We start from the raw sequence: 15,215 nt of genomic DNA, 5'->3' as shown, positions 1-15,215 counted from the left end.
CCCTAGGCGGCGGCCAGTACGACGACCGCCGCGACCCCGATGCCGGCCGAGCGCAGGACGCGCACCGACTCCGCCGCGGTGGCCCCGGTGGTCAGCACGTCGTCGATCAGGAGCGCCGCGCCACCGGGCGGTGGACGCGGACCGGTGCGGACACGGACCGCGCCTGCGAGATTGCGCGCGCGTGCCCGGGCGTCGAGCCCGGCGGAGTCGCGGGCGGTCGTCGCGGTCACCAGCAGCGGCGCCACGAACACGCGGGAGCCCAGCAGTGGTGCGGCGTGTTCGGCGATCGCGGTGACCCGGTCGCCGCCGCGGCGTCGGGCGCTCATCCGGCGGGTCGGTGCGGGGATCAGAGCCAGGCGGTCGGCGTCGGGAAGCTCGCCCCATCCGGCAAGCACCCGTACCGCGTGGGCGAGTGCCGCACCCAGGGGTGGGATCAGATCACGGCGGTCGTGTTCCTTGACGGCGATGATCCCGTTCCGGTGCGAACCCCGGTAGCGGCCGAGGGCCCACACCGGGACACCCGGCGAGATGCGCGGACGGGCGGCGACGGGGGCGTCGTGCCAGGCGGCCTCGCAGCGGGTGCACCACGGTGTCCCGGGCCGCCCGCACCCGCCGCACAGCACGGGAACGACCAGATCCGCCGCCGCGGCCGGCACCTGACGCCAGGTCATGCCCCGACCCTAGGCACGGAGCCCGCATACCCGGTGTGGTCGTCGGAGGCTGTGGAGGGATCCGCTCTGTTCGGTGAGTTGTCCGAGTCCTTCGCATCACCGCACGCGGGTCCTCGGTCCCCACTTGTCCCGACATACCCGACGCGGCGATCCAAAACGTGGCCGATACCCGAACTTGCGACTACGGTCTTGGGTACATCGGGTTGCCGGGAGGACAGTTGAGTCCCCGCGCCGGAACGACCGATTTTCGGGAGGTGTTGCCCCTGTCGATGAGTGCCAGCTGTCAGCTGGCATGGACAAATCCTCAGCGTCGGCCAAATCATCAGTGCGACAACAGATCACGATGACCCCACCGCCGCCGGGAACAATTCAGGAGGTAGTTGAATGTCCACAGTCATCCATCGCAAAGGCCAGCGCGAGCCCAAACTCGCAGACCCCAGGCCGACCGTGGAGCAGGGCCTCGAGCCCAACCACCAACCCGCCCAGACCGAGTCCGACGACCAGGAGTTCGCGTTCGTCCGTCCACCGGGAACGGTGGAGTCCGACGAACCCGCCGAGCCCATCGCCAAGGTCGTGTTCAGCGGCCGGAACGTCGAGATACCCGACCATTACCGCATCTACGTCGGCGACAAGCTCGCCCGCCTCGAGCGTTTCGATCCGACGATCTACCGATTCGACGTCGAGCTGAACCACGAACGCAACCGGAGACAGTCCAAGGTCTGTCAGCAGGTGGAGATCACCGCGACGGGTAAGGGGCCGATCGTCCGTGCGCAGGCCTGCGGTGAGAACTTCTACGCCGCCCTGGAGCATGCACTCGACAAGGTCGAGTCGCGGCTGCGGCGAGTGAAGGACCGTCGGCGCGTGCACTACGGCAACCGGCGCCCACAGTCGGTGGCCGAGGCCACCGAGGTCGGAGCGCCGCTGCTGCGCGACAACCAGTTGACCGTGGAGGGGCACGTCGGCGACCCCGGCATGCTCGAGGCCACCGAACGCGGGGAGTGGGACGACGGCGTCGACGAGTACATCCCAGGTCAGATCGTCCGCGTCAAGGAGCACACCGCGGTACCGATGACCGTCGACGACGCGCTCTACGAGATGGAACTCGTCGGGCACGACTTCTTCCTGTTCCACGACAAGGAGAGCGACAAGCCGTCGGTGGTCTACCGCAGGCATGCCTTCGACTACGGCCTCATCCGCCTGACATGAACACGGGCTGAGCGGTTCCGGACGGCCGCGGACGAATCCGAACGATGAAGTCGTCTCGGTTACGTGCCGGTCGATCAGGGTCTGCTCAGCTCACCTCGCTACCATGGGATCCGGTCTGTGCGTTCGCACGGGCCGGATTCCGTGTGTTTTCTACAGGTGAGGGACTCGATCCACGGTGCTGAACAAGCTGTTGCGTGTCGGCGAAGGCCGCATGGTCAAGCGACTCGACGCTATCGCGTCGCACGTCGAGGCGCTGTCCGACGAGTTCGAGGCGCTCTCCGACGCCGAACTGCGAGCCAAGACAGACGAGTTCAAGAAACGTATCGCCGATGGTGCGACGCTCGACGAACTGCTGCCCGAGGCCTTCGCGACGGCCCGCGAGGCGGCCTGGCGCGTGCTGGACCAGAAACACTTCCACGTCCAGATCATGGGTGGCGCGGCGCTGCACTACGGCAACATCGCCGAGATGAAGACCGGTGAGGGCAAGACCCTCACCTGTGTCCTCCCGGCGTACCTCAACGCGCTGTCCGACGAGGGCGTCCACGTCGTCACCGTCAACGACTACCTCGCCAAGCGCGACTCGGAGTGGATGGGACGCGTCCACCGCTTCCTCGGCCTCGAGACCGCAGTGATCCTCACCGGGATGTCCTCGGCCGCCCGCCGCGAGGCCTACGCCGCCGACATCACCTACGGCACCAACAACGAGTTCGGCTTCGACTACCTGCGCGACAACATGGCGCACTCGCTCGCCGACCTCGTCCAGCGCGGCCACGCCTACGCGATCGTCGACGAGGTCGACTCGATCCTCATCGACGAGGCCCGCACCCCGCTGATCATCTCCGGCCCCGCCGAAGGGTCGAGCAAGTGGTACACCGAGTTCGCGCGTATCGCGCCGCTGCTCGAGAAGGATGTCCACTACGAGGTCGACATCAAGAAGAAGACGATCGGCGTGCACGAGGCCGGCGTCGAGTTCGTCGAGGACCGCCTCGGCATCGACAACCTGTACGAGGCGGCCAACTCGCCCCTGGTCAGCTACCTGAACAACGCGATCAAGGTCAAGGAGCTCTTCCAGCGCGACAAGGACTACATCGTCCGCAACGGAGACGTCCTGATCGTCGACGAGTTCACCGGTCGTGTGCTCGACGGCCGACGCTTCAACGAGGGCCTGCATCAGGCGATCGAGGCCAAGGAAGGCGTGGAGATCAAGGCCGAGAACCAGACTCTCGCCACGATCACCCTGCAGAACTACTTCCGACTGTACGACAAGTTGTCGGGCATGACCGGTACCGCCGAGACCGAGGCCGCCGAGTTCGACCAGATCTACAAGCTCGGTGTGCTGCCGATCCCGACCAACCGGCCGATGGTCCGCAAGGACCAGGGCGACCTGATCTACAAGACCGAAGAGGCGAAGTTCGCCGCGGTCGTCGACGACATCGTCGAGCGTCACGAGATCGGCCAGCCGGTGCTGATCGGTACCACCAGCGTCGAGCGCTCGGAGTACCTGTCTCGTCAGCTGAAGAAGCGCGAGATCCCGCACAGCGTCCTGAACGCCAAGTTCCACGAGCAGGAAGCCCAGATCATCGCCGAGGCGGGCCGCCTCGGGGCGGTCACGGTGGCCACCAACATGGCCGGCCGAGGTACCGACGTGGTGCTCGGCGGCAACCCGGACATCATTGCCGACACCCGCCTGCGCAAGGCCGGACTCGACCCGGTGAACACCCCGGACGAGTACGAGGCCGCGTGGGACGAGGCCATCGAGGTCGCGCGCACCGAGGCCGCCGAGGAGGCCGAGGCCGTGCGCAAGGCCGGTGGTCTGTACGTGCTCGGCACCGAGCGCCACGAATCCCGCCGTATCGACAACCAGCTGCGCGGCCGTTCGGGTCGTCAGGGCGATCCCGGTGAGTCGCGGTTCTACCTGTCCGTCGCCGACGAACTGATGCGCCGCTTCAACGGCGGTGCGCTCGAGGCGATCATGAGCCGTCTGCCCGACGACGTGCCGATCGAGGCCAAGATGGTCACCAAGGCCATCCGTAGCGCTCAGACCCAGGTCGAGCAGCAGAACTTCGAGATGCGCAAGAACGTCCTCAAGTACGACGAGGTCATGAACGAGCAGCGCAAGATCATCTACGCCGAGCGCCGCCAGATCCTCGAGGGCGAAGATCACCACGAGCAGGTCAAGCAGATGATCGACGACGTGGTCAGCGCCTACGTCGAGGGCGCGACCGCAGAGGCTACGCCGAGGACTGGGATCTCGACGAGCTGTGGACCGCGCTGCGCACCCTGTACCCGATCGAACTCGACCCCAAAGAGGTCGTCAACGAGACGGAATACGGTGAGCGCGAAGACATCTCGGCCGAAGAGCTGCGCGAGACCCTGGTCGCCGACGCGAAGGCCGCCTACGACAAGCGCGAGAAGGCGATCGACGAGATCGCGGGCGAAGGCGCCATGCGCCAGCTCGAGCGCAGCGTCCTGCTCAGCGTCCTCGACCGCAAGTGGCGCGACCACCTGTACGAGATGGACTACCTGCGCGAGGGCATCCACCTGCGGTCGATGGCGCAGCGCGACCCGGTGGTCGAGTACCAGCGCGAGGGCTTCGACATGTTCACCGGCATGCTCGAGGGTCTCAAAGAGGAAGCACTCGGCATCCTCTTCAACGCCCAGGTGCAGACCGAGCAGCCGGCACCGCAGGCGCCGCTGCCCACCGCCGCCGACCTGCGTGCCGCGGTCGGTGCAGGTGCGCCCGCGCCCGCGCCGGCGGCCGACTCCGGTGCGCAGGTGCCCGCAGCGCTGCGTGGTTCCGGGGCCTCCGGCGGCGATGTGCCGATGACGTTCTCCGGACCCGACGAGGGTGGTGGCACGGTCGTCCACTCCGAGGAGGAGGAACTGGCCGGTGCCGCCGACTCGGCCAGTCGGCGCGAGCGCCGCGCGGCCGCGCGGGCGAACACCAAGGGCAGCCGTCCGAAGCCGCCGAAGGCCAAGAAACAGCGCCGCTGAAAAAAATCCGGGAGAAAGCGGAACCCGACAGGGGAGTGGCTGCGTCCAATCTCCATGCAAACACTCACCTCCGCTCCTCCCGTCTCCACACGGACGACGCGGGTTCGGGTACTGCCCGCCCCGACGTATGAGCCGGCCGGCCCCGGTGCGATGGGTGCCGGGGCGGTCGGTTCCGGGACGGTGCGCGCCGTGTTCCCGGGGCCGCGTCCCGATGCGGGACCGTCACGCAAGACCCTGACCGCCGCGGTGGAGGCCCGGCGGTTCACCGTCGCCACGTCGCGACTGCTGTTCGAGGTGATCGACCGTCGACGAGGGATCGCGCACCTCGGTGACTCCGTGTCGCCGTCGATCGTCGATCAGGTGGCGGCGCTGGTTCGTCACGACGCCTTCCGTGTGGCCGAAATCGCCGGTGCCCCTGGAGGTCCACCCGCTCGCGGTACGGTCCTCCAGCGCGTGCACGTCCAGTTGTGCGACACCAGTGCTGCCGAGGTGTTCGGCTCCTACCTCAGCGGTGGCCGCGTCCGAGCCTTCGCCGGGCGCGTGGAGCGCAAGCCGCGCCGTGTGCGCGGGAACGATCCGCGGCCCGGCGGCGCCGGCGCGCGAACCGGTCTCGGCCAGGTCGAATACCGCTGGCAGCTCGTGGCGCTCGAGTTCTGCTGAGCCCGTCGAGTCCGGCCCCGACGCAGCCGAACGGCTAGGATCGGCGGCGTGGTGAACCGTTTGTCGCCGCGCGACGCGATGTACTACTTCCTCGACGATTCCCGGTCGACGACGCATCTCGGGGCGTTGCTGGTCGTGGACCCCTGTGCCGGCGAGGGGAAGAAGTCCGGCGACCCGACGCCCGGGGAGAACGGCACAGCTTCGGCGACCCGTCGACCCGCGCTCGACTACCAGTCGCTGGTGTCGCTGGTCGAGAACCGGCTCCAGCTGGCGCCCCGGTACCGGCAGGTGGTCCGCGAGGTCACGCTCGGACTGGCCCGCCCGGTGTGGGTCGACGACCGGGATTTCGACATCAACTTCCATATCCGGCGCTCTGGGTTGCCGCGGCCGGGTGGTCCCGCGGACCTCGCCGAGCTCATCTCCCGGGTGATGTCCCGGCCGTTGGATCGCACCCGACCGCTGTGGGAGATGTACCTGATCGAGGGCCTGGCCGACGGCAGGCTCGCGATCCTGACCAAGTCGCACCGGTGCCTGATCGACTCTTCGGGCGATCCGGAGATCAGCGAGGTCATCTGCGACCTCACCGACGAGCCGGAGCAGCTGCCCGAGGAACTGTGGATGCCCGGGTCGCCGCCGGGATCGGCGAACCTGGTCGTGGGTGCACTCGCCGAGGCGATGGCCCGTCCGGGCGATCTCGTCGAGACCATGGTGCACGGCAACGGCCTGGTCTCCGAGGTGCGCTCGGTGGTCGGCAGAACCGTCCGTCGGGCCGGTGACGTCGTCGGCCAGCTCACCGACTCCGCTCCCCGCAGCCCACTCAACAACACGGGCACGACCACCCGCACCTTCACCACGGCGTCGGCGCCGCGGCGCGACTGCGCCAAGATCGCCGAACACCACAACTGCACCGTCAACGACGTGGAACTCGCCATCATCTCGGGGGTGGTGCGGCGATGGATGCTGTCCGTCGACCCGGCGGCGGTGCCTGCCGACACCGTCCGCGTGGTGATCCCGCTGTCGCCGCGGGACCCCGGGGTGGAGGTCGAGGCGGGGGCCGAACCGGGCTGGATCAACCTCGGCAAACCGAGCTTCGTGACGGACCTGCCTGTCGGGGAGTCGAATCCGACGGTGCGTCTCGCCCAGGTGGCGGGCCTCGCCGAGCGTTATGCGCAGTCGTCGCGGCGGATGAGCACGGGCCCGAGCCCGCTGTTCCCGGAGCTGGGTATGGTGCCCTTCGCCGACTTCAGCTCCCGCGCGTTCCGGTCGCTCGACAGTCGCGCGTACAACGTCCCGGTGGCGATGAGCACTTCCCCGGTCGCCGACCGGTTCGTGCTCGGCGTGCCGGTCCGCGAGATCTTCTACATCCCGGTTCTCGTCTCGCAGCGGGCGCTTGCGGTCAGCGTCGTCGAATACGGTGACCGGCTGCAGTTCTCGTTCATGGCCGACCGCGGGGTCATTTCCGACCTGCCCGTGCTGGCGGATTACGTCACCGAGTCCTTCGAGGAGTTGCTGATCACCGACTGAGTCGGGGACGCGGCTAAGGTGAGCGGGTACCGCAATCGGACCGCCAGGAGCGGGGGTCGTTATGAGAGCGATGGTCGAATGAGGGTCTACCTGCCGGCGACGTTGGCAATGCTGATGGAGCTCAATTCCGATGGCGAGTTCCGTCCGATCGGCGGAACCGGGTTCGCGTTGACCCCGGCTCTGCGCGAGGCGTTCGTCGCGGGCGACGACGAGGAGCTCTCGGAGGTCGCGATGCGCGAGGCCGCGCGGGCGTCGCTGCGTCTCCTGGCCGGGGAGGCGCCGGAATCCGGCGACGCCGAGGCCGAGCGCGATCTCGCCGCCGACGAGGCGCTGACGAAGCCGGGCGTGACCCCTTCGCTGCCGCCGCGCCGCGTGGTCGTCGCCGCCGACGTCGAGGACGTCAAACTCCGTCCCGATCTCGACGATGCGGTGGTCAAGGTCGGCGGGACGATCCCGCTCTCGGCGGTCGCCTCGGTCCACGTCGACGTGAAGGAGGCGGAGGACAAGGTTCGCGCCGCTGTCGTCGTCATCGATGCCGCCGACATGGGTGACCTGGACGCCGAACTGGCCGTCGGCGACATCGAGGACTTCGACCTCGCCTGGTACGCCACCCAGGAGCTGCCGTTTCTCCTCGAACTGCTCTGAAACTCGTGTGAGATCCTGGATGGCGCTAACCTACGGTTGCGTAGGTTAGAGTGTTCGGAGACGTTGAAGGCGGTGTGTGAGTTGGGTCTGCTCGAGCGATTCGAAGAACCGGTGGCCGGGGTCGCGGCGCGTAGCCGCGGTGCGCAGTGGGTTCGTGCGGCGGTCACCCGCATCACGACGCCGTTGCTCCCCGACGACTACCTGCATCTCGCCAACCCGCTGTGGTCGGCCCGTGAGCTGCGGGGCAAGGTCATCTCGGTGAGGGGGGAGACCGAGGACACCGCAACGATCCGGATCCGTCCGGGCTGGGGATTCTCGTTCGACTACGCGCCCGGCCAGTACGTCGGTATCGGCGTGCTGATCGACGGTCGATGGACGTGGCGTTCGTACTCGCTCACCTCGACCCCCGACGCGTCGGCGAACGACAAGACCATCGCGATCACCGTCAAGGCGATGCCGGAGGGTTTCCTGTCGACCCACCTCGTGAACGGCCTGACGCCGGGCACCGTGGTCCGTCTCGCCGCGCCCCGCGGCGAGTTCGTCCTGCCCGACCCGCTGCCGGAGAAGATCCTGTTCGCGACGGCCGGCAGTGGCCTCACCCCGATCATCTCGATGCTGCGCACGGTCAGACAGCGGAAGCAGAACACCGATATCAGGCTGATCCATTCGACGCCCTCCGAGGCCGACCTGCTGTTCGCCGACGAACTCGAGGCGATGGCGTCGTCGGGTCTCGTCGACCTGCACGTGCAGTACACCCGCACCGACGGACAGGTCACCCCGGAGTCGCTGCCGAGTCTGTGTCCCGACTGGCGCGAACGTCAGACCTGGGCATGTGGACCGGCGGGATTCCTCGACGGCCTGCATCGCCTCTACTCCGACGCCGACCTGGACGAGCGGCTGCACATCGAGCGGTTCGCCCTCGAACGCGGTGTGGTGGGTGCCCAGGGCGGCACGGTGACGTTCAAGCGCTCGGGCAAGACCGCCGAGGTCGACGGCGCGACCACCCTTCTGGAGGCCGGGGAGGCCGCGGGCACGATCATGCCGTTCGGCTGCCGGATGGGCATCTGCCAGAGCTGCGTGGTGATGCTCGACAAGGGCTGCGTGCGAGATCTGCGGTCCGGCGTCGAACACGTCGAGGGTGAGCGTATCCAGACGTGCGTCAGTGCGGCCGCCGGGGATTGCACGCTGGACGTCTGACCTGGCTGTTCGTCTATGACCCGGCGATGCCCGGGAACTGCCGGTACGCTCGAAAACGTGCTTGGTCACAGTGCTGGGACCCGTCCCGTTCGGCCCGAGGGCTGACCGGTGAAAGCCGCGGTCCGGATTCCCGAAAACGTCCCCGTTCTCACCGACGGCGGGGTGACACTGCGGCCTCATGAGCCCCGAGATCTCGATCGCATGGTCGAGCTCGCGGCCGATCCGGCCATGATGCGGTGGACACCCGTCCCGGCGCCCTACAGTCGCGCCGCCGCCGAGAGATTCGCCCTCGACTATGCGCCCAGGTCCTGGGCGGACGGCTCCCGCATGTTGTGGGCCGTCGAGTTCGACGGCAGGTTCGTCGGCACCGTCGACCTCGCCGGGGAGGGCCCGCTCAGCAGGCTCAGTTACGACCTCCATCCCGACGCCCGCGGCTGGGGCGTGATGAAACGCGCCGTCCTGCTCGCGGTCGACTATGCCTTCACCGAGGCCGGCAAGGAGGTCGTCCGCTGGACGACGGTCGCCGGCAACATCGACGCGTTGCGCGTCGCGCACTCCTGCGGATTCCGACTCGACGCCGCGGTCCCGGACGGGGTCGAGGTCCGCGGCCACATCCGTGACGCGTGGGTCGGCTCGCTGCGAGCAGACGACGCACGGGAGCCGCAGACCGAGTGGCGCACCGACGTCTTCGAGACCGAGCGGTTCCGCCTCCGGCCCCTCGCGGAGCACGACGACCCACGCATCCGCGAGACCCTCGACGACCCGACCTCCCGCAAGTACCTCTTCGCGCGGCCCGACCCGCTGGAGCTCGAACACGCGGCGGCCGAACGTCTGCGCAAGTGGTGGACCGCTGCGCAGGGCGTCACCTGTACGTGGGCCGTCGCCGACCTCGAGACCGACGACTACCTGGCGACATCACCCTCCTGCACATCGACGAGGTCACCGGCGCCGAGGCCGGCTTCTACACCCATCCCGAAGCGCGCGGGAAAGGCGTGCTGGCAGAAGCGTTTCCGGCGTCCGTGCGCTATGCGTTCGAGAAGTTCGGTTTCCGGCGGCTGACGCTGTTCGCCGCCGACAGCAACGAGGGCAGCAAGAAGCTCGCCCGCGCAGCCGGTTTCCGCGAGGTCAGCAGGCAGAAGCTCGCCGCCCGCTCCGACGGTGTCTTCGAGGATCTCATCGGCTTCGAGCTGTTCGTCGACGACTACCGTGAGGCCGCGGACAGCTGATCCCGCCGGTTTCCGCCGGTTGAGCCCACCCTGCCGGTTGAGCCTGTCGAACCCCCCCGCGCAAAAAACCGTGCCGTCAGGGCGGCTCACCGCTGGACACACCCGCGCCCCGTAACCTACGCTTGCGTAAGTTACGGAAACGTAAGGGTCGGAAGATCCGGCGTGAGCCGGTCGGTGTAGAGGTCGTCGTCGACCCCCACCGAGACCCATCCCACCTGCGAAGGGACCACACGTATGGCGATCACGGACATCCCCGAATACGCACACCTGTCCGAGGCGGACGTCGAGGCACTCGGCGCCGAGCTCGATGCGATCCGCGCGGAGGTCGAGGCCAGCCGGGGTGAACGTGACGCCCGCTATCTCCGCAACACCATCCGCTTCCAGCGTGGCCTCGAGCTCGCCGGACGCGCACTGCTCTTCGGCTCCACCAAGAAGTCGCTCTGGTGGGCCGGCGCTGGTGCGCTCGGCGTGGCGAAGATCGTCGAGAACATGGAGCTCGGGCACAACGTGATGCACGGGCAGTGGGACTGGATGAACGATCCCGAGGTGCACAGCTCGACGTGGGAGTGGGACAACACCGACCCGTCGGCGCACTGGAAGCACACCCACAACTACATCCATCACAAGTACACGAACGTGCTGGGCATGGATGACGACGTGGGCTACGGCCTGCTGCGCGTCACCCGCGACCAGCGCTGGCGTCCGTTCAACTACGGCAATCTCGTCTACAACACGATCCTGGCTCTGGCGTTCCAGTACGGCGTCGCCGTGCAGCACCTCGAGCTGGGCAAGAAGCGTCGGACCCCCGAGGCGAAGGCACAGTACAAGCGCGACGTCGCCGACGTGCTGTCGAAGATCGGCAAGCAGGTCGCCAAGGACTACCTCGCCTACCCGGCGCTGGTCAGTGCGACCACCGGGCACAAGGTCGGGTACGTCAACGCCTACCGCAAGGCGGCCACCGCGACCGCGCTCGGCAACGTCATCCGCAACGTGTGGAGCAACGCCGTCATCTTCTGCGGGCACTTCCCCGACGGTGCGGAGAAGTTCACCAAGCAGGACATCGACAGCGAGTCCCAGGCCGAGTGGTACCTGCGCCAGATGCTGGGCAGCGCCAACTTCGACTCCGGTTTCGTTCTCGCGTTCATGAGCGGCAACCTGTCGTACCAGATCGAGCATCACATCTTCCCGGACCTGCCGAGCAACCGGTACGCCGAGATCGCGGTGAAGGTGCGCGCGCTGTGCGACAAGTACGACCTGCCCTACACCTCGGGTCCGTTCCCGGTGCAGTACGCCAAGACGTGGCGGACCATCGCCAAACTGTCGCTGCCGGACAAGTACCTCAAGGCGACCGCCGACGACGCGCCGGAGACCGCGTCGGAGCGCCGCTTCAAGCAGGGGCTGCCCGAGGGTGCCCGGCTTCGGGCCACCATCGACGAGCAGACCGGTACCCGTCGCGGACTGCGCTCGGCCATCGCCGGGCTGCGTGAGCGTCGTCGCGCCGGTCGCGGACGTGCCGTGGTGACGCCGCTGCGTGCGACGCGTGACGACGAGGCCGCCGCCTGATCGGCGATGGCGGGTGGTCGGACCCCGCGCCGGGGCAGGGAATCGAAAAGGTCGGCATAATGGGGCTCAATGGCCATCACTGACATCAATGAGTACGCGCATCTGACCGACGCCGACGTGGAGGCGCTGGGTGCCGAACTCGACACCCTTCGCCGCGAGATCGAGGCGGATCGGGGGATGCGTGACGTCAAGTACCTGCGACGCACGATCCTGGCGCACCGCGCGCTCGAGGTGACCGGACGCGTCGCGCTGCTCGGCAGCCGCTCGCGGCCGCTCTGGCTGCTCGGTACCGGCGCGCTCGCTCTCTCGAAGATCATCGAGAACATGGAGCTCGGGCACAACGTGATGCACGGGCAGTGGGACTGGATGAACGACCCGGAGGTCCACTCGACCACCTGGGAATGGGACATGGTGTGCGCCTCGCCGCACTGGAAGCATTCCCACAACTACATCCATCACAAGTACACCAACGTTCTCGACATGGACCACGACGTCGGTTACAAGACGTTGCGCGTCACCCGGGACGATCCGTGGGAGCCCAAGCTGCTTCTGCAGCCGTTGACCAACGTCGTGCTCGCGGCGCTGTTCGAGTGGGGGATCGGGCTGCACGACCTGGATCTGAAGGACGTCATCTCGGGTGCCAAGCCCAAGGAGATCGCGAGACCGCAGCTCAAGTTGTTCGCCCGTAAGGTCGGCAAGCAGATCGTGAAGGATTACGTGTTGTTCCCGGCGTTGTCCGGTCCGAACTTCACACACACGCTGACGGCGAACCTCACCGCGAACCTGATCCGCAACCTGTGGGCCTATGTGGTGATCTTCTGTGGCCACTTCCCTGATGGCGCAGAGAAGTTCACGGTCGAGTCCCTCGAGAACGAGACACAGGGGCAGTGGTATCTGCGGCAGATGCTCGGGACGGCGAATTTCGACGCCGGGCCGGCGATGGCCTTCTTCAGCGGTAACCTCTGCTACCAGATCGAGCATCATCTCTATCCGGATCTGCCGAGCAACCGCTACGCCGAGATCGCCGTTCGGGTCCGAGCGCTGTGCGACAAGTACGACCTGCCCTACACCACGGGTCCGCTTGCGGTGCAGTACTTCCAGACGCTGCGCACGATCAACAAGCTGTCGCTGCCCGATCGGTTCCTCCGTGCGACCTCCGACGATGCGCCGGAGACGGCGTCGGAGAAGCGCTTTGCCGGGATGCCGCGGGCAACCGGCCTCAAGGCCGCGATTCGGGAGCTTCGGGCGCGGCGTCGTCGGCGCTGAGTCCGCCGCCGACCGCGACGAGTAGGTGTCGCACGGCCATCGCGCGACGATAGGAGTGTCCCCCGAGTCCGTCGAGTTTGCACTCCGGATCTGCCGGCGGGCCGAGATGTGTACAGCCCCTGGGGCATTCGGCGATGGCATCCTGGAGATCGTCGAAGGCGGCAACGATGTCGTCGGCTCCGACGTGGGCGAGTCCGAACGACCGGATTCCGGGGGTGTCGACGACCCAACCGCGCGGGACACTGTCGCCGGGTAGCGGCAAGGCGACCGACTGGGTCGAGGTGTGCCGCCCCTTACCCACCCCGGACACCACGCCGGTTGCTCGATAGGCATCGGGCACAAGACGATTGACGAGCGTCGACTTGCCGACACCGGAGTGTCCGATGAATGCGGTGATACGGCCCCGGAGCGTCGCGAGGATCTCGTCGAGCGGATCGTCGCGCCCGGCCCGGATGACGGGAAGCTCGAGGTCGGCGAAGGCGGCGGTGAACTCGGTCGGGTCGGCGAGGTCGGATTTCGTCAGGCACAGGATGGGGGACAGGCCGCCGACGTAGGCCGCCGCCAGCGCGCGTTCGACGAATCCGGTACGGGGTGGCGGGTCGGCCATCGCGGTGACGATCAGCAACTGGTCGGCGTTGGCGACCACGATCCGTTCGTACGGATCCGAGTCATCGGCGGTGCGGCGCAACACACTTCGACGCTCGGCGACACGCACGATCCGCGCCAGGGTGTCGGGCTTTCCGGAGAGATCACCGACCACCGACACGTCGTCACCGACGACGATGGGGGTCCGGCCCAGCTCTCGCGCGCGCATCGTCACGACGCGACGGTCAGGATCGCCGCCGAGGACGACACCCCAGCGGCCGCGATCGACCGACACGACCATGCCCTGCTCGGCGTCGTCGTGGGACGGGCGGGTCTTGGTGCGAGGACGGGTGCCCTTGCCGGGACGAACCCTCACATCGGATTCGTCGTAACTCGCCGCCCGGCGGCTCAATGGTGCCCGATCATCTGCTGCCACATACCGGGGAAGTCGGGCAGCGTCTTGCTCGTCGTCTCGATGTCGTCGACCACGACGCCGGGGGTCACGAGTCCGATGATGGCGCCGGCAGTGGCCATGCGGTGATCGGCGTAGGACTCCCAGGTCCCGCCGTGCAGGCTCGTCCCGGTGATCCGGAGACCGTCCTCGGTCTGGGCGCAGGTCCCTCCGAGCCGGGTGATCTCGGCGGTGAGGGCCGCCAGCCGGTCGGTCTCGTGACCGCGCAGGTGGGCGATGCCGCTCAGCTCGGATTCGCCGTCGGCAAGAGCGCACAGGGCGGCGATGGTCGGCGTCAGCTCACCGATGTCGCGCAGGTCGAGGTTCACACCCTTCAGCACGGCGGGGCCGCGGACGGTCAGCATGCCGTCGAGGTGCTCGACGGTGCATCCCATCGCGGCCAGGACGTCGGCGATGCGGGCGCCGGGCTGCGTGGTGACCGCCGGCCAGTACGGCACGCGGACCTCTCCGCCGGTCACCGCGGCGGCGGCCAGGAACGCGGCCGCATTCGACAGGTCGGGTTCGACGGTCCAGTCGACGGCCCGGATCGGACCGGGCGACACGCGCCAGACATCGGGTTCGGAGGTGTCGACCTCGACGCCGGCGGTTGCCAGCATCTCGACGGTCATGTCGATGTGCGGCGTCGACGGGACGGGCGGTCCGACGTGGCGGATGACCAGCCCTTCGTCAAACCGGGCCGCCGACAACAGCAGACCCGAGACGAACTGCGAAGACCCCGACGCGTCGATGGTGACCTCGCCACCGCGCACCCGCCCGGTGCCGTCGATGGTGAAGGGCAGGCGATCTCCCTCGATCGCCACCCCGAGCCCGCGTAGGGCGTCGAGGATCGTGGTCTGCGGCCGCACGCGGGCCTGCGGGTCGCCGTCGAAGCGCACCGGGCCGGCGGCCAGCGCGCCGAGCGGCGGCAGGAACCGCATCACCGTTCCGGCGAGACCGCAGTCGATGTCGGCGCCATGAAGCGGCCCGGGGGTCAGGGAGACGGTGGTCTCCGCAGCGGGGTCGATGCGCACCTGCACACCGAGTGCCTCCAGAGCGCCCAGCATGAGGTTGGTGTCGCGGCTGCGGAGGGTTCCGCGGACGGTCGACGGGCCGTCGGCGAGCGCGGCGAGGACCAGCGCGCGGTTGGTGATGGACTTGGAACCGGGCAGCTCGACGGTTGCGTTCAGGCCGCTCGCGCAGGTGGGCGCGTTCCAGGAACTCATGCGA

10 protein-coding genes and 2 pseudogenes are annotated in these 15,215 nt (G+C 68.1%); 9 read left to right on the top strand and 3 right to left on the bottom strand.

The annotated features are described in order from the left end of the window. Nucleotides 1-2: 2 nt before the first annotated feature. The gene (locus BJF87_RS22220; protein WP_035755051.1) at nucleotides 3-671 is read right to left on the bottom strand and encodes a ComF family protein; all 669 of its coding nucleotides are present in this window, start codon (nucleotides 669-671) and stop codon (nucleotides 3-5) included. 384 nt (nucleotides 672-1,055) lie between these two features. On the opposite strand from BJF87_RS22220, the gene hpf reads away from it, so the two are divergent. From hpf to BJF87_RS22175, 9 genes and pseudogenes are all read left to right on the top strand, one after another. Further along, nucleotides 1,056-1,877: a ribosome hibernation-promoting factor, HPF/YfiA family gene (gene hpf, locus BJF87_RS22215; protein ID WP_035755053.1), complete on the top strand. Its 822-nt coding sequence runs from the start codon at nucleotides 1,056-1,058 to the stop codon at nucleotides 1,875-1,877. Nucleotides 1,878-2,052: 175 nt separating this feature from the next. Beyond that, nucleotides 2,053-4,871 (top strand): annotated as a pseudogene (gene secA, locus BJF87_RS22210) (preprotein translocase subunit SecA). Nucleotides 4,872-4,925: 54 nt separating this feature from the next. Continuing rightward, entirely contained in the window at nucleotides 4,926-5,531 is a 606-nt protein-coding gene (locus BJF87_RS22205; RefSeq protein ID WP_035755057.1) for an Rv3235 family protein, read from the top strand. Nucleotides 5,532-5,579: 48 nt separating this feature from the next. Further along, complete coding sequence (locus tag BJF87_RS22200) at nucleotides 5,580-7,055, top strand: wax ester/triacylglycerol synthase domain-containing protein (RefSeq protein WP_075863925.1); 1,476 nt, start codon at nucleotides 5,580-5,582, stop codon at nucleotides 7,053-7,055. Between the two features lie 78 nt (nucleotides 7,056-7,133). Further along, a complete protein-coding gene (locus BJF87_RS22195; RefSeq protein ID WP_006360149.1) occupies nucleotides 7,134-7,700 on the top strand; it encodes a DUF6912 family protein in 567 nt (188 codons plus the stop codon). Between the two features lie 81 nt (nucleotides 7,701-7,781). Beyond that, nucleotides 7,782-8,897 (top strand): ferredoxin reductase, encoded by a 1,116-nt coding sequence (locus BJF87_RS22190; protein ID WP_035755061.1) that lies wholly within the window; start codon nucleotides 7,782-7,784, stop codon nucleotides 8,895-8,897. 108 nt (nucleotides 8,898-9,005) lie between these two features. Further along, nucleotides 9,006-10,123, top strand: a pseudogene (locus BJF87_RS22185) (GNAT family N-acetyltransferase). A gap of 234 nt (nucleotides 10,124-10,357) precedes the next feature. Then, nucleotides 10,358-11,686, top strand: a complete 1,329-nt coding sequence (locus tag BJF87_RS22180) for a fatty acid desaturase (RefSeq protein WP_075863924.1) — start codon at nucleotides 10,358-10,360, stop codon at nucleotides 11,684-11,686. 69 nt (nucleotides 11,687-11,755) lie between these two features. Further along, nucleotides 11,756-12,952, top strand: a complete 1,197-nt coding sequence (locus tag BJF87_RS22175; protein WP_075863923.1) for an acyl-CoA desaturase — start codon at nucleotides 11,756-11,758, stop codon at nucleotides 12,950-12,952. Here BJF87_RS22175 and rsgA read toward each other — a convergent pair. Together rsgA and aroA are read right to left on the bottom strand one after the other, a co-directional pair. After that, complete coding sequence (rsgA, locus tag BJF87_RS22170; RefSeq protein WP_006360144.1) at nucleotides 12,906-13,949, bottom strand: ribosome small subunit-dependent GTPase A; 1,044 nt, start codon at nucleotides 13,947-13,949, stop codon at nucleotides 12,906-12,908. The genes BJF87_RS22175 and rsgA overlap by 47 nt on opposite strands. Continuing rightward, nucleotides 13,946-15,211: a 3-phosphoshikimate 1-carboxyvinyltransferase gene (aroA, locus tag BJF87_RS22165; protein WP_075863922.1), complete on the bottom strand. Its 1,266-nt coding sequence runs from the start codon at nucleotides 15,209-15,211 to the stop codon at nucleotides 13,946-13,948. The genes rsgA and aroA overlap by 4 nt, the downstream gene beginning before the upstream one ends. Between the last annotated feature and the right edge of the window lie 4 nt (nucleotides 15,212-15,215).

This window comes from Gordonia sp. CNJ-863 (assembly GCF_001942325.1).
In the GTDB taxonomy this organism is placed as follows: Bacteria; Actinomycetota; Actinomycetes; order Mycobacteriales; family Mycobacteriaceae; genus Gordonia; species Gordonia alkanivorans.
Note: the sequence above shows the minus strand (reverse complement) of the source record. Positions and strands in the feature narration are given on the sequence as shown.